Genomic DNA, 19,139 nt, shown 5'->3' with positions numbered 1-19,139 from the left:
GAATGCCCTATCAGAAAAAATCCCTCCTGGAAATTTTTGCCACCTTAGATGATATTGAAGAAGATTTTCCCAATGTTGATGAAGGATTATTACCCCTAGATGATATTGAACTGTAAAAATGTCTTATTCTTACTTACTCGACACTAATGGAACGACGTGAAATGAAGCAATTCCAAGGGTTGTGATTGCTTCCCTTCGCTCGCAATGACTGTAAATATTTTTGTCCAATTACTTATACTCAACACGGCTTAATTATTTGATTCTGCGGGTAGGGGTAAAGCAAAAGCTTAATGGTGTCAACTTAACGCAAAATCTTCATCCCGCAAGGAACTCAAGTTCCTTGCTAATAGCGAAAGTCATCTAAAAGATGACTAAATACTAGGAAAATTCATTAGTCCGTTTTAACGGACTTGAGCTATGAGACAGGGAATTTATTCCCTGGCGGGTGTGGAAGCCAAACAAATAAGCCATCTGTAACCTAAGTTGACACCAATGAAGCTCTTGCTTTACCCCTACAAATCTAGGTTTTTCGTGATTTTATAAGAGTCCATGTCCTAAAAACCACCGTTTTGAGGATAAAAATTTCGGCATTTCCGCTTCTACCCCTTATAATATGGCGATCGCCATCTGGGCTATTAGCAACGCCAAGTTTTATCAGTTTTGAGAATCTGGGCAGGAAATCCGGGACAACTGACTAAATATCAATTTTCTTTGTTAATTGGTAAAGGTGCAGGTTTAACTAAGAATTCAGAAATTTTGCCATTACGCTCTACTTGCACTTGTAAAGGAATACCAACTTGACTATTTTCTACTATTCTTTGCACCTCATCAACTTTCAAAACGGGTTGATTATTCATACTTTTGATCACATCTCCTGGACGTAATCCAGCAGTGGCTGCGGGTGAGTTAGGAACAATCCTCACTAATAGAATCCCTTGATTTGCAGATAAATTTATTTTCTCTCCAAATCGAGCAATGATTTTTTCCTTAATTTCTGGCGTTAATGTTACCATTTGTATGCCTAAATAGGGATGATCAACTCTACCTTTAGCAATTAGTTCTTCGGCAATTTTTTGGGCGGTATTAATAGGAATAGCAAATCCCAAACCTTGAGCGCCTTGAATAATTGCTGTATTCATCCCAATCACTTCACCACGAGCATTTAGTAATGGTCCACCAGAATTACCAGGATTAATTGCTGCATCAGTTTGCAGATAATCAACACGCTTATCACTAGCGCCAATATCACTACTAGAACGATCTGTGGCACTGATAATTCCAGAGGTAACAGTATTATTTAAACCTAAAGGATTACCAATAGCAATAACTGCTTCTCCTGGTTGTAAAGTATCAGATTTACCTAAAGCTAGACTGGGTAAATTACTGGCATCAATTTGAATTACTGCCACATCTGTTACCGCATCTTCACCTAATACTTTACCTTTAAAAGTTCTGCCGTCTTTGAGGGTAACTGTAACTAAATCAGCACCGTCTACAACATGAGAATTAGTTAAAATTTGCCCAGATGAATTAATGATAAATCCCGAACCGCTACCTCTTTCTACTCGTTCTCTAGGTTGTGTGGGGATTCTATTAAAAAATCCGCGAAAAAAAGGATCGGAGAATTCGTCTGGAGCTTGAGTTGTGACGGTTCTAGTTGAATCAATGCGAACAACTGCATCTCCCACCTTTTGTACTACTTTGACAACAAAGTTAGGATCTCCAGAAGAGGAAAAAATCGCGGGAGGAGCAATTTCTGTGGTGGGTACAGTAGTTTTTTGGGGTTGTGCATTGCTAGGTTCGATTTCTGTGGTGGTTTTCTTGAGATTCGTACAACCTCCCAGCATGAACACGGCTACACCACACACTGCGAGCCATTTTTTACCCTTATTTCCCCAATTTTGCCCTAAAAATCTAGTATTAATATTCTGCGCTGCTAAGTTATGATTATTAATTTTTATCATGTGATTATTGCTCCGTATTCGTTAGTAGGTGCTAGAATATTAGCTACCAGGTTTTTATCAGAATGATTATAGATGACACAGGGGTAATTACAAATTAGGAACGACTAATTACGGATAAAGGTGGTGTGAATGGAAATTCCCATAGATGATTTATGGAATCGTGTATTAGAGCGTCTACAGTTAGAGTTAGCTCCGCCTACCTTTGAAACTTGGATTAAAACAGCTTATGCACAGCAACTAGAAAATAACTGTTTGGTAATATATGCTCCTAATCCTTTTGCTCGCAATTGGCTTCAGAAGTATTACATTAATACTATTGCTAATGTAGTCCACGATATTGTGGGTTATCCAATAGAGATTTATATTACTGTAGTTGAGGATAAGGGAGTTTCTCATGTGGATAAACCGGAAGTGGAGGGGAAATTACCAGCAATAAATCATATTTTGGCAAATGCTCCCATAAATTCGCAAAAGACTTCAGATTTAAATTCTAAATATGTTTTTTCTCGTTTCGTTGTCGGAGCTAATAATCGCATGGCTCATGCGGCTTCTCTAGCTGTGGCAGAATATCCGGGTAGGGAATTTAATCCGTTATTTTTATGTGGTGGCGTGGGTTTGGGGAAAACTCACTTAATGCAAGCTATTGGTAATTATCGCTGGGAAATCTCTCCTCATTCTAAGATATTTTATGTGTCTACGGAGCAGTTTACAAATGATTTGATTACTGCAATTCGTCAAGATAGTATGCAGAGTTTCCGCGAACATTATCGGGCTGCTGATATGCTGCTAGTTGATGATATTCAGTTTTTGGAGGGGAAGGAATATACTCAAGAGGAATTTTTTCATACTTTTAATACTTTACATGAGGCGGGTAAACAAGTTGTAATTGCTTCAGACCGTCCTCCTAATCAAATTCCCAGTTTACAAGAACGGTTGTGTTCACGGTTTTCTATGGGGCTAATTGCTGATGTGCAAATGCCTGATTTAGAGACGAGAATGGCAATTCTGCAAAAAAAAGCTGAGTATGAAAATATTCGTTTACCACGAGAGGTAGTTGAATACATCGCTTCTAATTGTACTTCTAATATCCGTGAGTTGGAGGGGGCGTTAATTCGAGCTTTGGCTTATATTTCTATTTGGGGTTTACCTATGACTGTGGAAAATCTGTCACCGATTTTAGGCACTCCTAGTCAGAAAATAGAAACTACTCCTGAGATAATTTTAAATATAGTTGCAGATGCTTTGAATGTTTCTATTGAGGATTTGAAGGGTAATTCCCGTCGCCGAGAAATAAGTTGGGCTAGGCAAATAGGAATGTATTTAATGCGACAACTTACGAATTTGAGTTTACCCAAGATAGGGGAGGAGTTTGGTGGGAAAGATCATACGACGGTGATGTATAGTTGTGAGAAAATTACCCAGTTAAAGGAGAGTGATCAGAGTTTAATTCAAACTTTACACCAATTGAGCGATCGCATCCAAATGGCTACTACCAAAAATAGAATTAATATCGTTGATGTTTTCCACAACCCAAAAAACTAACTTATCCCATTCAAATCTGCACTATTGAGTCTGAATTTTAAGAAAAATATCATAAATGATGAATTTATATTTAAAATTGCCGCCAAAATCCAATTTTTTGCCGCAAACCTGTGGAAAACTTTAATTTATTACTTATCGGTTTCATGAAGTATGATGATTTTGGGAAAATTTAGGATAGTTTTTCCACAGTTTTTCCACAGGTAACTATCCAGATTATTGGTTTTTTTATATCATGAGTATTGACAAATGGATGAATTTATGAATGCTGCAATTTTCCAGGCTAAACAAGGTAGACAAGAAGGGGTAGAAGATATTGGGAGATAGGAGTCAGGAGGTAGGGGCGCAGGGCCTGCGCCCATTCAGGAGTATGGCTAACGCCACGCTGCGCTATCAGGAGTTCAGGAGGAAGAAGAAATGAATGAAAATTGACACTCTCAGGGAGCCAAGCCACTGAGCTTTACGCTTACCGGATATTCCTGTAAAATTGTCCAAAAACCTATTACCCATTACCCATTTATATTGACCCCACAATTAAAATTGAGAAATTAGTGTCAATTTTCTCCAGTTGCGTTATGATGGCGATCGCAAGCCTAAAAACCTTGTTGGCTGGATATTGCCACGACTGTTCAGCATAAATAGCGATCTAGTAGTGGTAATTACCGTACAAAACCGAATTCCCAAGCAGCTTACTCTTGTTAGTTATGGTATAGTGGAAAAGTTAGAACTAGCTTTACCAAACTATAATTGCTCTACGCGCAGGTAATAATTGCAAGCGGAAGGCTGTTTTGATCAAGAATTTACACACAAAAATCTGAAATACACCGAGTTTATGATTCAGCAAGTAATTCACCCAATGGTGAAATTGCAGCGCAACGTGCAATCACTCGTAGAATCCAATATTATCAAACCCAATGATAGGATTTGGAAGATTGCCTTACTCTATGGCGATGACTGGCAACATTGGAAACAGGAGTTGCTGGACTTTGGATTTAGCACCCAAGATCCAATTGGCGATTTATTAGCGGTAGAAAAGTGGGACGACGATTAAATATCTAAATTAGATTGGCTATATCTAGGATAGATTTGACGTAGATAAGCTGTTGTGCATTTAATTTGTATAAGTGGAACAGGCATCTTGCCTGTTAAACAAGAGTTCAGAATATTAGGATTATACAATTTAGCTGTGTAACAGCTTACACCTACCTCCAGCAATGATAGAACTTTGTCCTTGTTTTATGGTGGGTGCAATTCTTTCGTCACTCGATTTTGGATTGATGATTTTGGACTTCGACTTCGCTCAGTCGAACGATTTTGGATTAACTCCACCCTCAAGTATAGATATGGAAAATTTTGGATTTAGAATTGACGTTAGCGAAGCGTACGCAGCGCAGCGAGTATTTTTACATTAGTAACTGATACCAAATTTTTTAATCTAAAATCTAAAATTCCCCGTCCAAACACACACTCAAGCATTTTTATTAAGGTAGGTAAATTATGGTTCAAACCTTACCTAAAACCCAGTTAGTAACCTTTGAAGAGTTTATTAAATGGAAACCAGAAGGCGGATTTTATGAACTGCATGATGGGGAAATTATTGAGATGAATCCACCATTAGGAAAACACGAAAGCAGAACCGGGTTTTTATCCAGAAAATTGACAGTCGAGTTTGACAGACTTGATCTTCCCTATTTTATTCCCAAACAGGCATTAGTTAAACCACCAACAACGGAATCAGCCTACTGTCCAGATGTTTTGTTGATAAATTCCACAAATCTAGTCAATGAACCGCTTTGGGAAAAAAAAGCAACAGTAACTCAAGGTGATTCTGTGCCATTAATCATCGAAGTGGTGAGTAGCAATTGGCGAGTTGATTACTATAGAAAATATAGTGATTATGAAGAAATGGGAATTAAAGAATATTGGATTGTTGATTATCAACCCTTTGGTGCTGGTAAATTCGTGGGTGAACCAAAACAACCTACCATATCAATTTGTTCTCTAATTGGTGATGAGTATGAAATTAACCATTTTAGAGACAATGAGCCAATAATTTCCCGCACTTTTCCCGAATTGAACCTAACCGCTAACCAGATTTTGCTAACTGCTGATTGATATTAATGCCTGAGCCAACTCCTTTGCAGTATGATAGCGATCGCGTGGTAAAGGTTCTGTCACACAATCAATTACCTGTCTTAATTTATCATTAATTGTTGGTATCCCTTTAACCTCAAAGCGAAAATTACGCCCCCTTTGGCGATAAAATTTTAAAGGATTTTCCCCAGTTAATAAAAAAATTAACGTCGGACCAATAGCATACAAATCAGATTGGGTAAGCGGTTGTCCCCGTTCCTGTTCAGGAGCGCAAAAACCCTCAGCACCGATTCTTGTCCCTGGTTTTGTGCCAATTTCCTTAACAGCACCAAAATCCAATACAACAATACTATTATTACCACTTCGCACCATCAAATTAGCCGGCTTAATATCCCGGTGAATTAATGGTGTATGTTGGTGATGAAGATAATCTAGAATATCACAAGTTTGGATCATCCAAGCGATCGCTTGCTTCGGAGTTACGGGTCCAGTTAAGCGAATCCGTTTGTCTAAATCTTGTCCATGAATTAACTCCATAGCCAAGTATTTTTTACCATCTTCCACAAAGAAATCATAATACTTGGGAACTCCCCCATGATTAAGATGCTTGAGAATACTAGCCTCTCGGATGAATAACTCTTGAGCTTTGGGAATTTTCACCATATCAGCATTCATCTGCTTAATTACCAGTAATTGTGGTAAACCAGTAATTTCACCAACACCATCCCAAGCTAAATAGGTAGTACCCATACCACCCTTTCCCAAAGTCCGTAATACCTGATAATGACGAATAGTTTTTTGCACCAAAATTGGTTGACCACAGTGAACACAAAACACATTTTGAGGATGATTCCCTTCGTGAGTACAACCAGCGCTGGAATATTCTGGAATTATCTTTTGATTAATTTCTCCATTTCCTGAACCTGAAGCTGGGATAAGTAGAGGAGATAATTCCTGAACTTGTACCTTGAGTACAGGACCACCCTGAGCTAATTGCAGCAAAGAATTATCAGCAACGATAGATTTAGTAACCAAAAAGCCATTGAGGAAAGTGCCATTAGTTCCATGACTAATTAACTCCCAATCATCCCCTCCAGCATTAGTAACTAATTTCAGTTCTAAATGATACCGAGAAACTAAATTGTCAGCCAAAACAACGTGATTATCTACCGCCCGACCAATACGAACGACGGTAGAACCCTCAAAGCACCACTGTTTCAGCGGTGTTTTTGTGCTTTTTTCTAATAGGGTCAAAGTAATCACAATACAACCTAAAATTTAAGATCAAAAAACTAATTTTAGAAGCAACTTTGCTAAGATAGTCGGACTTTCACTCGCACTAGTATAGCTGTAATATTGTCATGACCATTGTGTTCATTACCCAATTCAATTAAATTTTGAACCCCTGTGACTAAATTACTAGAAGAACTTAATAAGGGTTGGAGATGGGTTTGCCAATGAGTTTCTAAGCAGTCATTATCTGATAAACCATCTGAAACCAATACCAGAAGCATATCTTCATTGATATCAAATAACATCACATCAGGATGGAGAGCATCTTCGTTGCGTGGACCTAAAGCTTGGGTAAGTTGATAAGCATCTGCACGTCCATAGGCAATACTAGGTTCTATCCCCCTAGCAATTTCTCGTTGACCAACTTCATGGTCTATAGTTATTTGTTCTAGTCCTTGCTTGCGAGTCAGCCAATAAAGACGACTATCTCCCACATGAGCAATTGCCGCTTGATTATCTTGAAGTAGTAGCATGACCAAAGTAGTACCCATGCGACCAATACCAGAACGAGCTTCTTTTTGATTAAGCTCATAAATAGCCTGATTAGCCAGATAAACTGCGTGACGAATAGACTCCTTGCCAGGCAATTCTGTATCTACCCAAGTTTCTTGAAAGTATTGACGGATAGTATTTACCGCTAATTGACTAGCTATTTCACCTCCAGCATGACCACCCATACCATCACAAAGAATATATAAACCTTGTGCTGTAACTTGACTATTTCCTGGTAACTCTATCTTGTGAACTTGACTATCAACACCAAAATAGTCCTCATTATGATTACGTTGACGACCCACATCAGTAGCTGCTGCATATTCCACGCTACTTAGCTGCACGGATAGAACTAGAGTTGGGGCTTCATCACTTTTATTTTTTGTATCATTACCTAGCGCCAAGACAGGTGATGAAGTTGGTTGTTCCTGATGACATTCTTCTGCTATTTCTTGTAAATGCGATAGCAATTGCGCCAGAGTTTGAATATTCCCAGATTCCACATCCTCTAACATCTGCACCACAGAATCCAATGGAGTGTGTTGGGATTCTCTAAACAAAGTTTGCCACATCCGACCCAAACTTTTAAGAGTTAAAGCTTGTTGTCCATTCTCTCGTATTTTCGTCAAATCTAAAACTTCGGGTGGTTGTGGTGTCAGTAACGGTGTCTCTGTATATAGCCTTTGTAATATCAGAGTTTGGTCTTCATCTAAGCGCAAGTTCGACAACTCCAACAAACTTTGGCGACAATTTACAGTTTCTAACAACTCCCAAAGTTGAGTCATTTGATAAAACCAATGTAAAATTTCCAACGGACTTACTGTATCTCGTCGCAAAACATCAAGCAACGTCGGGAAATTGGATCTGTCTTCTAACAAGACTACTTGAAAATGATCTTGCTGCCAAGCATCATGAATATTTGGTATTCCTGGGCGCTTATCTACCTGCAATTTTAGATAAGCTTCCGCCGAACCCGGAATTGTCCTTATATCCATCTTGGTTTCGTGCAAAAGCATTGCCCCAATCAGTGATATTTCGTAAGGTTGACAATCTAGAACTTTGACTTCTATATAATTCGCAAATTCTTGTGGAGATTCTAACAAGCGATAACGTTGCCAAGGATCTAAATAAGCATCTAAAACAAATTTGGATAACAGACCAGAATCTCCGCCATCATCCGCTATATTTTCTATATTTTGGCTTAATTTCGCAGTTTCCGCCACAACAGAAACTACCTTATCCACTGCCTGAGTAATGAGCGCATACCAAACTGTGCTAGATTCTGCACCACATTTATAACAATACTGTGCATCTAAAGCCATATCGGCACTACATTCAGAGCAGATTTTATGAGCTAAGGATATACCACAGCTTTGACAGAACTTATTACTATCACTGTTTTCAAATTTACACTGGGGGCAAATCAGCATAGTCGGACTTCCTTGATTTTCCTTGTAAGGTGCTTTTAGCTACAAATATTCAAACAGTCCACAATTAAATAACTAAAATTAAAATTATGTAACCTAAGAACTAAGTGCTATTGTTGACACTCTTTTTGTATACTGATATTACAGTACCTTAATCTATTTTTCCGGTTAATGATTTAATCTTGCAACTTCTAGGGGAGTCAGTTCTCGCCATTGTCCTGGTGCTAAATCATCTAATTGAATATTACCAATACTTATCCTAATTAACCGCAAAGTCGGAAAACCCACAGCAGCAGTCATGCGACGGACTTGGCGATTTTTACCTTCAGTTAAGGTCATTTCTAGCCAAGCTGTGGGAATACTTTTCCGAAATCGAATGGGGGGAATACGTTGGACTACGGATGGTTCTTCTAACAATAACCTAACTTGAGCAGGACGAGTCCGGTAATCTTGAATTTCTACCCCAGTTTGTAGCTGATGAATTGCATCAATATCAGGAATACGTTCCACCTGCGCCCAATAAGTACGTTGATGATCAAAGCGCGGATGTGCTAGACGATGCTGTAACTGTCCATCATTTGTTAGTAACAGTAACCCCTCACTATCCCAATCTAAACGCCCCACAGCATAAACATCGGGAACATCTATATACTCTTTTAGCGTAATATGTTTGGGACTTTCTTGAGTAAATTGGCTCAAAACCCCATAGGGTTTGTGAAAAATAATATACCGATTATTCATAAAATATAGAAGGAGTCAGGAGGTAGGGGCGCAGGGACTGCGCCCATTCAGGATTCAGGAAAAAGAAGAAAGGATTAATAAACATCAATTATGACAATTAGCAAAATTAGCCGCAGATCCTTTTTATTTCTGGGTGGGGCAACCTTAGCACAAGGATTAACCTTAACATTACCTAGTTATGCTCAACCAGTCCAGGTAAACAAAAGTCAAATTAATGGTATCCCTTTTTATCAAACCATAGTTGATCTCACAGATCCAAAAACCTTGATGACAATGGGTTTAGCCAAAAATGCCAGCTTTGCCAACACCATTCAAAAAACCAGTGGTGATGAAGAATTTAGTAAATTAGTAGCGCGTTATAAGGCTGCTGTAGTTGCTAACGGTACATTCTTCGCCAAAAATCCTCAAAAAACAGTGCTGGGTAACATGGTAGCTGGGGGAAGATTTGTCAAATATAGTCGCTGGGAAAATTTTGGGACTACCTTGGGATTAGGAGTCGGCAATAAACCAGAAATGGTGACAGCCAGAGTAGACGGTAAACCGGAATGGAATAAACATTGGTTTTCCCTAACCTGTGGACCGAGATTATTGCGACAGGGGGAAATATGGATAAATCCCAGTATTGAAGGCTTTAAAGATCCTGTTGTTTTAGGCAATAGCGATCGCACAGCCATTGGTTTTACTCAGGACGGCACAAAACTGATTTTAGCCAATTTTGAAATTAACCTCTCTTTACAGCAGGAAGCAGAGGCAATGAAAGCGATCGGTTGCTATGAAGCCATGAATTTAGATGGTGGAGCATCCAGAGCCTTAGCCAACAAGACTAATATTGTAGTTCCCGCGGGTAGACCTTTAACCAATGTAATCGTCATTTATGATGCCACAAATCCTGCCCCCACAGCCTTAGAACAAGCATGGCTGAAGTTTCAAAAAGGAGAACGTCCCCCCATACCTGCCTCGTAAATAAGGCACGGTTCAGGAATTAGAGGAATAATTACCAATTAGCCAGCCCTTGATTACGGAGTCAGGGGTATAATATTTAATTTTTAATGGGGTTTGACGGCAAATACGACTATAAAGTTACGGTTCACCCCAATTCCTGAAAGTATTAATTCCCATACATTAGTCAATGTGAAAGCACATAAATCCATGAAACCACTAGACATAATTTATAAAATTCACCGTTCCCCTGACGGTTCGGTAAACCACCCTGCATGGAATGGCTACCACTGAGTTTATTTCTATTTCTTGCCCTGGGTAGCCTAGTTTGGGATTGTATTCCCAGCAAAGCCATTAGTTTCTTTTTGGGCAACTGATTGTTATTAGCAGTTAGTTAATGCAATTTTATATTCTCTCTGAGTTCATTTAGTAATTTTATACGGAGCAAACACCCAAAATGGCAAAAGTAGTTGGAATTGATTTAGGAACGACTAACTCCTGTGTGGCAGTAATGGAAGGTGGTAAACCCACCGTTATCGCTAATGCAGAAGGTTTTCGGACAACACCCTCGGTAGTTGCATTTGCCAAAAACGGCGACAATTTAGTTGGTCAAATCGCTAAACGCCAAGCGGTAATGAACCCCGAAAACACTTTTTATTCGGTAAAACGCTTTATTGGTCGTCGCTTCGACGAAATTACCAACGAGGCTACAGAAGTTTCTTACAAAGTTCTCAGCAGTGGCGGTAACGTTAAGGTAGACTCTCCCGGTGCTGGTAAACAATTTGCTCCTGAAGAAATTTCTGCAAAAGTTCTCCGCAAATTGGTTGAAGATGCTAGTAAATACCTGGGTGAAACTGTTACCCAAGCTGTAATTACCGTTCCTGCTTACTTCAACGACTCTCAGCGTCAAGCTACTAAGGACGCGGGAAAAATCGCTGGTATTGACGTTCTCCGCATTATCAACGAACCTACCGCAGCTTCCCTAGCTTATGGCTTTGATAAAAAGAGCAACGAAACTATCCTTGTATTTGACTTGGGTGGTGGTACTTTCGACGTATCCGTTCTAGAAGTAGGCGACGGTGTATTTGAAGTATTATCAACATCCGGTGATACTCACCTGGGTGGTGACGACTTTGATAAAAAAATCGTTGACTTCCTCGCCGAACAGTTCAAAAAAGACGAAGGTATTGACCTCCGTAAGGACAAACAAGCCTTACAACGTTTGACTGAAGCCGCAGAAAAAGCCAAAATTGAACTTTCTAGCGTTACTCAAGCAGAAATTAACCTCCCATTTATCACTGCTACTCAGGACGGTCCAAAGCATTTGGATACAGTTCTTACTCGCGCTAAGTTTGAAGAACTTTGCGCTGATTTAATTGACCGTTGCCGCATTCCTGTGGAAGATGCACTTAAAGGTGCGAAGTTAAATAAGACCAATATTGACGAAGTTGTTCTCGTTGGTGGTTCTACCCGCATTCCCGCAGTTCAAGATGTGGTCAAACGGGTGTTAGGTAAAGATCCTAACCAAAGCGTTAACCCTGATGAAGTTGTAGCTGTTGGTGCTGCTATTCAAGCGGGTGTCTTGGCTGGTGATGTTACGGGTATCTTGTTGTTAGACGTAACACCATTATCTTTGGGTGTAGAAACCTTGGGTGGTGTGATGACTAAAATTATTCCTCGCAATACTACAATTCCTACCAAGAAATCAGAAGTGTTCTCTACTGCTGTAGACGGACAAACTAATGTGGAAATTCACGTTCTCCAAGGTGAGAGAGAATTCGCCAATGATAACAAGAGTCTAGGAACTTTCCGTTTGGATGGTATTCCCCCTGCTCCTCGTGGTGTTCCCCAAATTGAAGTTACTTTTGATATTGACGCTAACGGTATTCTCAATGTTGCGGCTAAGGATAAGGGAACTGGTAAGGAACAATCTATTAGTATCACGGGTGCTTCTACTCTGGATAAGAATGATGTAGAACGCATGGTGAGAGAAGCTGAACAAAATGCTTCTTCTGATAAGGAACGTCGTGAAAAAATTGAACGCAAAAACCAAGCTGATTCTTTAGCTTATCAAGCTGAAAAGCAGTTACAAGAGTTGGGTGATAAAGTCCCTGATGCTGATAAGACTAAGGTTGAAGGTTTAGTTAAGGAAGTACGGGAAGCTGTTGCTAAAGAAGATGATGCTCAAATCCAGAAGTTGATGCCAGAATTGCAACAAGCTCTGTTTGCTATTGGTAGCAATATCTATCAACAAGCTGGTGATGCTGCCGGTGCTGCTGGTACTGAACCTCCAAGCGGTGGTTCTGCTCCTTCTGGTGATGATGTTATTGATGCTGATTTCACTGAAAGCAAGTAGTCATAAATTCTCATCAAGTACACTATTAATACCCATCCAGTTATGGCACTGGGTGGGTATTTTTTATTTTTTGATGGTAGTTAAATTATTTATGGTGAAATAGTGATTATGGTTCTACCGTTCCCCTTGTGATCAAACATCCCTTTTAGGTGTCCAAAACCATTGCTGTACATTGGTTTGATCTAAATTAATGCGATCGCCTATTGTTGAATTTATTAAACCCTCAAACCTAGTTAGGGTAAGGGTTTATGCCATATTCATTCCGAAAAATCATCAAGGGAGCGGTAGAACAGTTTACTAGCGCCCTGAAGCAAGCACCATGCAAATTGCTTCTTAATATCAAATTCACAAAAAAAAGAGGTCTTTTTAGACCCCTTCCAAAATCAAAATAAAATAATGTTTGATTTAGAGAAATTAAGACAAACCAGCATTAGTACCTTGTTTACCGGTTGCTAATTCCACTTTAACAATCTTGCCACCCATTTTTTGAATCCGTTGTTGTTCACGGAACCAATTTTCATAAGGAACTAACTTAGTAAAGTAAGTATTTTGTAATTCGCGTTGGGTGCGAGTCCGAGATAGGCTAGGAACACAAGCAGTTACTTTAAATAAACGAGCCATTTTGTTTTAAATCTCCTGATATTGTTTGGGAAACTTTTTTATCTCAAATGTCTTGAGTGAAAATCTTTAATTTATCTGTAAGGATTTAGCTATCAGTGGTCAGCTTTTCTAAATTCTATGCCAAAAACTATATTTGATTACTTATCAATATATCAAATATTCTGACTCGGTGACTCCTGACTCCTGACAATTATTTTTTCCAAGGCTGGAAATCAACCATCAGCACCAGACTGATAACACTTACAATCAATTAGCAAGAGAACCTTCTAGCAATCATGATTGATCTCCAGACCTTAATAATGCCGCACCTACATCACTAAGTGCAAAGCTAACTCCTAGCTCAAGCCAGAGGAGATATAGTCGAAGTAAACGCCCATTTCTTTACCAGCGTCAGGACCAACCAAACTAGCGGTTACTTCCTTCATAGCACTGATAGCTTGAATTGTAGCTCCTACGGGTACTCCCAAGGAGTTGTAGGTTTCTTTCAAACCATTTAATACACGCTCGTCCAAAATGGAAGCGTCGCCAGCCAACATAGCGTAAGTAGAATAGCGCAAGTAGTAATCCAAGTCACGGATACAAGCTGCGTAACGACGGGTAGTGTACATATTACCACCGGGACGGGTGATGTCAGAGTACAACAAGGATTTAGCTACAGCTTCTTTAACGATCGCAGCAGCATTAGCACTGATGGTTGTAGCTGCACGAACGCGCAGTTCACCAGTAGCGAAGTAGCCTTTTAGCTTTTCGAGAGCAGCGGTATCAAGGTATTTACCTTGAACGTCTGAAGAATTGATAACGGAGGTAATTGCGTCTTGCATTGTTGTTTTTTCCTTATTTCCAACCTTATTGCTACAGTTTTAGTTTGAGCCTAGTTACAGCTAAAACTTACTGCATTGCACCAACAACGTAGTCGAAGTAAGAACCAGCTTCACCAGCGTCTTCAGAAGACAATAGGGTAGCAGCAACGTTCTTCATAGCGGCAACGCCACCAGCAACTGCATCAATGGGAGTACCCAAAGATCTGTACATTTCACGCACACCAACGATACCGATTTCTTCGATGGCTGTAACATCACCAGAAACGATTCCGTAGGTAACGAGACGGAGGTAGTAGTCCAAGTCACGCAAGCAAGTAGCTGTCATTTCTTGACCGTAAGCGTTACCACCGGGGGAAACAACGTCAGGACGCTTTTGGAACAGTTGGTCGCCAGCTTGCTTAACAATGCGCTCGCGGTTTTCGGTCAATACTTGAGCGATGCGGAGACGTTGTGCGCCACCAGCAACAAAACCTTTGATTCTATCTAATTCACCGGGGCTGAGGTAGCGAGCTTCCGCATCAGCATTCACGATGGCTTTCGTGACGATACTCATTAATGGATTCCTCCAAAACTAATGGAACCAGAATTTGATTAAACTGGTACGACTTTATGTGGTTGATAGTGACTTGACAACTTGGTTGACATTTTTAGCCAGATTGTCTGGATTTGGTGTAAACCAGGTGGAAAACTCAATTACCTCCCGCAAAATATTGTCCAGTATTATGTTGAGCATTTATTACTGCTCTTAATATTTTGTAACACTTATTTTCAGATTTGCTCATTCTCAGGGAACAGGGGGCAGGGGGCAGGGGGCAGGGGGCAGGGGGCAGGGGGCAGGGGGGCAGGGGGCAGGGGGCAGGGGGCAGGGGGCAGGGGGCAGGGGGCAGGGGGCAGGGGGCAGGGGGGCAGGGGGCAGGGGGCGGGGGAGCAGGGGGCAGGGGGCAGGGGGCAGGGGGCAGGGGGGCAGGGGGCAGGGGGGCAGGGGGCAGGGGGCAGGGAGAATATTTATTGCCTATTGCCTATTGCCTATTGCCTATTGCCTATTGCCTATTGCCTATTGCCTATTGCCTATTGCCTGTTGCCTTCTTCCTGTCACCTGTCACCTTCTTCCTGTCACCTATCTATTGGGAAGACCACCTGTTAAAACAGAAGGAGATAAGCTAGACCAGGATTGCTTCACCAGGTCGGCTTCAGCTTGAACACTGCCTAAATAGTTACCTGCTGGTAAAGAGGGATAGCGTTTGTAGGGAACAACGTCTTCACCAAAGTAACGAGCATACTCAGGACTGTTAACAATTGCCTCTACTGCTGCCCGTAAACCGCTATCAGCCAATAGTTTGTTGTACTGACGGATTTCGCCCTGAGTAGCGGGTGCGCGTCCCAAGATGTGACGGAATAGGAATTCAATTACCTTGGTGTTGGGATAGGGAGTGTAGAACCGTTTGCGGTAGATTTCGGAACTGGCTAGTTCGAGAACAAATTCCCGCACGGTAATTTCGCCGTTACGCAATTTGCTGTCTAAGTCAGAACGGCGGAAATAAGCAGGTACTTGACCGCTAAATACGTCCATAATTTGGATATAGATAGCATTGATGACCTGATTGGTTTCTGGGGAATTTGTGCCAGTGGTAGCACGGTAAATCCGGGCTGGTTTACGGCGGCTTGTACCGACACCAACTTCTACGGATTGACCACGACCATCGTTGAAAGAACGACCCAACTCAATAAACAAGGGTTTTGTCTTGTCCATTTTCTTGGCTTGGGCTGCTAAATCTGCGATCGCCTTCGCTAGAATTGGCGTATTCTCAGTTTTAATCCGTGGCTTCACAGTTGCAAAACTAGGAACAACCACATCATCATTTTGCTTGGTTAGCTGATTGTAAAGCTTCTCGGTATTGGGGAAATTAGCCGCAGGTAAAGTGGGGAAGCGACGGAAAGGAACGGTATCTTCACCAAACACCTGACCATATTCTACACTTTCAACCATCGCGGTAATAAAGGCACGAATCCCTTGAGTAGCGAGAATCTGGTTGTATTTACGAATTTCTGCTTGGTCAATAGGAGCGCGACCCAAGAAATGCTTAGTACCCAACTCAATTACTTTTGTATTGGGATAAGGTGTGTAGAACTCCTTCAGGTACAAGCTAGAGTAACCCAAACCTTGAATAAATTCCTTAACGCTGATTTCACCATTCACCAACTTACTTTCTAGAACCGTGAACTCGTTCTTAGAGATGTAAGGAGCAATATCTCGCTCGAAAATCTGCCGATAAGCACCGCTAATCACAATCTCAGCCGCAACCTTGTCATTCTTAACTGCTGTCAGTTTAAAGACCTTGGTTTGTTCACGCTGCTTAGTGACACCTTGATTCATGCGGAACTCAATATCTGGTTCAGTCCGCATTTCTGTGACTGCACCCAATTCCACAAAGCGAGGAGTTTCTTCTTTTTCAACATTTGCCACATCTTCGCGGATAGTTCCCACCCGCAATTGACGTAAAGACACACCCGCAGGAGTTAGATAGCGCTCGTAAGGAACAGTATCTTCATTAAATGCTTGGCTGTATTCATCACTATCAAGAATGACATCAACCACCGCATAGAAGCCCTTCTTCGCAGCAATATCAAAATACTTATTGTTTTCTTCCCGACCATAGGTAGGACGACCTAATAAGCGACGGTGAATATATTCAATCGCTTTACAGACATAGAGAGAAGTCCAGTACATCTTGCGGAATAAATCCGACTTCGCCAACATCCGCACAAACTCGCGGACGGTGATATCGCCATTTTCCAGCTTAATTTCTGCAACCTTCAGACGTTGACCTTCGTAAACATCACGACCGAAAACTTGCAGGTAACAAGCCTTAATTACCGCTTGGGTAGAACTTTCGGAGAACTTGACACTTACACCCTTGGCAGCCTTTTTACCAATAGTTCCAGGTAACTGGTCTAACTTGAACACCTTAGCACCCAAAGTACCAGGAGCAACACCACGCGCACCAGGATTACTGAGTTGGTTATTGATACCAGGTCCTTGGTGAATCAAGATCCGACGGGTATCCTTACTAAATGGTGCAGGGCTGCTGCTGGGGTTGCGGGTTTCTTTCGGGAAAATCGCCCCAAATTGGATTTCCAAGGGGTCATTACCAGAACCGTAGGGATGTTGGTCAGGTAATGGTTGTTCGTAAGCAGCAAAAGTTGTAATAAACTGAGGAACTTTCCGGAAAGGCGCACTGTATTTAAACAGATCCTGCTGTTGTCCCCAGTTACGACATTCTTGGGCTTCTTGACCCAGACCCCGAATGTAGGGAACTGTTTCTTCACCAAAGTAATCGCTGTATTCGGTAGAATCTACCAAAGCATCAACTAAACCGGCTAAACCTTTAAGTGAGACAATGGCAAAGTATTTTTGCACTTCTTCCCGGCTACTTGGACCCCGTCCTAAAATGTGACGGAAAGCCAATTCAATCACCCGGCTATTAATAAAAGGCTGGTAAAACTGTTTTTGGTAAAGGGGGGATTTAGCTAAACGGCGAATAAACTCCCGCATGGAGATTTCGCAATTTTTAACTTTAGATTCTAAGTCAGAAATAGACAAGCTATAAGCACGGGTGATATCGCGCTCAAATACTTGACGGTAAGCCGCTTTGATGATTTCAGTTTTCTCGCTAGAAGACAAACCTGGCTTCATGGCGTACTTAGGACGACGTTCTGCGGCAACAGCGTAAATTTGTGGCAGTTGTAACCCTTGTTGGTCGCCGGAAGAACGTTGACGAACTTTAGTAGAAGGTGTTGGTGCTTTAAATTCTGTCAGCAACACATCCATGTACTGAGTCACAATTTCTGTAGCTGCGGCATCTTTACGGAAATAAGACAGGGACGCTGCTTTAATTTCTTGTAAAGCAACGATGGTTGCTTCCCCAGAACAAGCATTTTCAATAATTTCCCGCAAACCTCTGGTATTCACAGAGATGATATTGGGGTCGCCAGCAACAATGGCGTAAGTGGCATAGCGTAAGAACCAGGACAAGTCCCTTAAGCTCTTGGCCATGTTGCTAGGACCATAACGAGCAACGTTAATAGGTCTAAAGCCTGGAGGTGTTGGTCCACCAGCAGAAGTATTAAAGATAGAACGGAGGTTTTCAAAGAAACCACCACTACTTTCAACGTAGGTGACTGTTCCTAGTTTCATGCCCTCTTGGACATTAACACCTGCGCCGACCATTGCTAATTCTCGTTCTTGGGGCTTTTCTAAGAAAGCCATTGGTGAACCACCAATGAAAATCCGGTTAGCCGCACGAGAAACGATAATCTCGGAATTGTCGGTCAAAATCTTGGCAATTTCTAATCGCTTTGCACCGGAGGCAAAATAGCTGCTAAGTTCACTTAGTTCACCTCTTCCCAAAAAGCGGTCTTGTTGTTCCGCTTGGGAAATGGTAGAGACAGGTAAGGTTTGATATAGTTGCGGACGCGCAACTGAGCTTCCACCGCTTGCCTTAACACTCATGGGTTTTTTAAGACTCCTATCATAACTGTTTATGTGTTAAGCCTGAGTTATTTATTTTAAGGCTTGACATTTGTGCGTATCTATGGATTTTACGCCTATAAAACCCAGTAAATTAACTCGGTCAATTTTTAGATTAGAACGTTTTGCGTTTACGCTGTTGGTTTATTAAGAAGTATGTCGAATCTGTAATCTAAATTTTGATATTCAAGAGGATACATACTTGGATTTTCTTGGCTGAACACAGATTTTATCCCAAATTATGCACCAATTTAATTCTTAAACTTATTTAGTAAGAAAACAGGCTAAAAACTAGTGTGTTAATTCTGAATCCCTTATCTCATA

The 19,139-nt window shown here is 41.0% G+C and carries 14 protein-coding genes; 6 read left to right on the top strand and 8 right to left on the bottom strand.

Annotated elements, in window-relative coordinates; genetic code table 11:
• The first annotated feature begins 2 nt into the window (after window positions 1-2).
• Window positions 3-116 carry a SpoVT/AbrB-like protein gene (locus NG743_RS10375; RefSeq protein ID WP_201769148.1) on the top strand — a complete coding sequence of 38 codons (114 nt, stop codon included), beginning with the start codon at window positions 3-5 and terminating at the stop codon, window positions 114-116.
• A gap of 585 nt (window positions 117-701) precedes the next feature.
• On the opposite strand, the gene NG743_RS10370 is transcribed toward NG743_RS10375, so the two are convergent.
• Window positions 702-1,964, bottom strand: coding sequence for an HhoA/HhoB/HtrA family serine endopeptidase (locus NG743_RS10370; RefSeq protein ID WP_027402743.1), 1,263 nt, complete (start codon window positions 1,962-1,964; stop codon window positions 702-704).
• Window positions 1,965-2,093: 129 nt separating this feature from the next.
• On the opposite strand from NG743_RS10370, the gene dnaA reads away from it, so the two are divergent.
• The 3 genes from dnaA to NG743_RS10355 all read left to right on the top strand — a co-directional run bounded on the left by dnaA (window position 2,094) and on the right by NG743_RS10355 (window position 5,618).
• Window positions 2,094-3,506, top strand: coding sequence for a chromosomal replication initiator protein DnaA (gene dnaA / locus NG743_RS10365; protein ID WP_052149998.1), 1,413 nt, complete (start codon window positions 2,094-2,096; stop codon window positions 3,504-3,506).
• A gap of 829 nt (window positions 3,507-4,335) precedes the next feature.
• A complete protein-coding gene (locus NG743_RS10360) occupies window positions 4,336-4,554 on the top strand; it encodes a DUF4327 family protein (RefSeq protein WP_027402742.1) in 219 nt (72 codons plus the stop codon).
• Window positions 4,555-5,000: 446 nt separating this feature from the next.
• Window positions 5,001-5,618 (top strand): Uma2 family endonuclease, encoded by a 618-nt coding sequence (locus tag NG743_RS10355; RefSeq protein ID WP_193962677.1) that lies wholly within the window; start codon window positions 5,001-5,003, stop codon window positions 5,616-5,618.
• Here NG743_RS10355 and NG743_RS10350 read toward each other — a convergent pair.
• The 3 genes from NG743_RS10350 to NG743_RS10340 form a co-directional block, all read right to left on the bottom strand.
• Entirely contained in the window at window positions 5,604-6,860 is a 1,257-nt protein-coding gene (locus NG743_RS10350; RefSeq protein WP_193962676.1) for a protein kinase domain-containing protein, read from the bottom strand. The genes NG743_RS10355 and NG743_RS10350 overlap by 15 nt on opposite strands.
• Before the next feature lie 50 nt (window positions 6,861-6,910).
• Window positions 6,911-8,812 carry a serine/threonine phosphatase gene (locus NG743_RS10345; RefSeq protein ID WP_257121952.1) on the bottom strand — a complete coding sequence of 634 codons (1,902 nt, stop codon included), beginning with the start codon at window positions 8,810-8,812 and terminating at the stop codon, window positions 6,911-6,913.
• A 165-nt stretch (window positions 8,813-8,977) separates the two neighbouring features.
• Complete coding sequence (locus NG743_RS10340) at window positions 8,978-9,550, bottom strand: rRNA large subunit pseudouridine synthase E (RefSeq protein WP_257121951.1); 573 nt, start codon at window positions 9,548-9,550, stop codon at window positions 8,978-8,980.
• 90 nt (window positions 9,551-9,640) lie between these two features.
• Here NG743_RS10340 and NG743_RS10335 point away from each other — a divergent pair, with 90 nt between their 5' ends.
• Both NG743_RS10335 and dnaK read left to right on the top strand, forming a co-directional pair.
• Window positions 9,641-10,513, top strand: coding sequence for a phosphodiester glycosidase family protein (locus NG743_RS10335; RefSeq protein ID WP_193962674.1), 873 nt, complete (start codon window positions 9,641-9,643; stop codon window positions 10,511-10,513).
• Between the two features lie 433 nt (window positions 10,514-10,946).
• Window positions 10,947-12,845 carry a molecular chaperone DnaK gene (gene dnaK, locus NG743_RS10330; protein ID WP_027402735.1) on the top strand — a complete coding sequence of 633 codons (1,899 nt, stop codon included), beginning with the start codon at window positions 10,947-10,949 and terminating at the stop codon, window positions 12,843-12,845.
• Window positions 12,846-13,259: 414 nt separating this feature from the next.
• On the opposite strand, the gene NG743_RS10325 is transcribed toward dnaK, so the two are convergent.
• The 4 genes from NG743_RS10325 to NG743_RS10310 form a co-directional block, all read right to left on the bottom strand.
• Window positions 13,260-13,466: a phycobilisome linker polypeptide gene (locus tag NG743_RS10325; protein WP_027402734.1), complete on the bottom strand. Its 207-nt coding sequence runs from the start codon at window positions 13,464-13,466 to the stop codon at window positions 13,260-13,262.
• Window positions 13,467-13,801: 335 nt separating this feature from the next.
• Entirely contained in the window at window positions 13,802-14,287 is a 486-nt protein-coding gene (apcB, locus tag NG743_RS10320) for an allophycocyanin subunit beta (protein ID WP_027402733.1), read from the bottom strand.
• A 67-nt stretch (window positions 14,288-14,354) separates the two neighbouring features.
• Window positions 14,355-14,840 (bottom strand): allophycocyanin subunit alpha, encoded by a 486-nt coding sequence (apcA, locus tag NG743_RS10315; RefSeq protein WP_027402732.1) that lies wholly within the window; start codon window positions 14,838-14,840, stop codon window positions 14,355-14,357.
• Between the two features lie 564 nt (window positions 14,841-15,404).
• Window positions 15,405-18,797, bottom strand: a complete 3,393-nt coding sequence (locus tag NG743_RS10310) for a phycobilisome rod-core linker polypeptide (protein WP_027402731.1) — start codon at window positions 18,795-18,797, stop codon at window positions 15,405-15,407.
• Between the last annotated feature and the right edge of the window lie 342 nt (window positions 18,798-19,139).

Source organism: Dolichospermum heterosporum TAC447 (genome assembly GCF_024584745.1).
In the GTDB taxonomy this organism is placed as follows: Bacteria; Cyanobacteriota; Cyanobacteriia; order Cyanobacteriales; family Nostocaceae; genus Dolichospermum; species Dolichospermum heterosporum.
This window is presented reverse-complemented; position numbering and strand designations above follow the sequence as displayed.

Excerpts from the sequence above, each read along its gene's own strand:
- NG743_RS10375 (WP_201769148.1), top strand. The coding sequence starts at position 3 with ATGCCCTATCAGAAAAAATCCCTCCTGGAAATTTTTGCCACCTTAGAT.
- NG743_RS10370 (WP_027402743.1), bottom strand. The coding sequence starts at position 1,964 with ATGATAAAAATTAATAATCATAACTTAGCAGCGCAGAATATTAATACT.
- dnaA (WP_052149998.1), top strand. The coding sequence starts at position 2,094 with ATGGAAATTCCCATAGATGATTTATGGAATCGTGTATTAGAGCGTCTA.
- NG743_RS10360 (WP_027402742.1), top strand. The coding sequence starts at position 4,336 with ATGATTCAGCAAGTAATTCACCCAATGGTGAAATTGCAGCGCAACGTG.
- NG743_RS10355 (WP_193962677.1), top strand. The coding sequence starts at position 5,001 with ATGGTTCAAACCTTACCTAAAACCCAGTTAGTAACCTTTGAAGAGTTT.
- NG743_RS10345 (WP_257121952.1), bottom strand. The coding sequence starts at position 8,812 with ATGCTGATTTGCCCCCAGTGTAAATTTGAAAACAGTGATAGTAATAAG.
- NG743_RS10340 (WP_257121951.1), bottom strand. The coding sequence starts at position 9,550 with ATGAATAATCGGTATATTATTTTTCACAAACCCTATGGGGTTTTGAGC.
- NG743_RS10335 (WP_193962674.1), top strand. The coding sequence starts at position 9,641 with ATGACAATTAGCAAAATTAGCCGCAGATCCTTTTTATTTCTGGGTGGG.
- dnaK (WP_027402735.1), top strand. The coding sequence starts at position 10,947 with ATGGCAAAAGTAGTTGGAATTGATTTAGGAACGACTAACTCCTGTGTG.
- NG743_RS10325 (WP_027402734.1), bottom strand. The coding sequence starts at position 13,466 with ATGGCTCGTTTATTTAAAGTAACTGCTTGTGTTCCTAGCCTATCTCGG.
- apcB (WP_027402733.1), bottom strand. The coding sequence starts at position 14,287 with ATGCAAGACGCAATTACCTCCGTTATCAATTCTTCAGACGTTCAAGGT.
- apcA (WP_027402732.1), bottom strand. The coding sequence starts at position 14,840 with ATGAGTATCGTCACGAAAGCCATCGTGAATGCTGATGCGGAAGCTCGC.
- NG743_RS10310 (WP_027402731.1), bottom strand. The coding sequence starts at position 18,797 with ATGAGTGTTAAGGCAAGCGGTGGAAGCTCAGTTGCGCGTCCGCAACTA.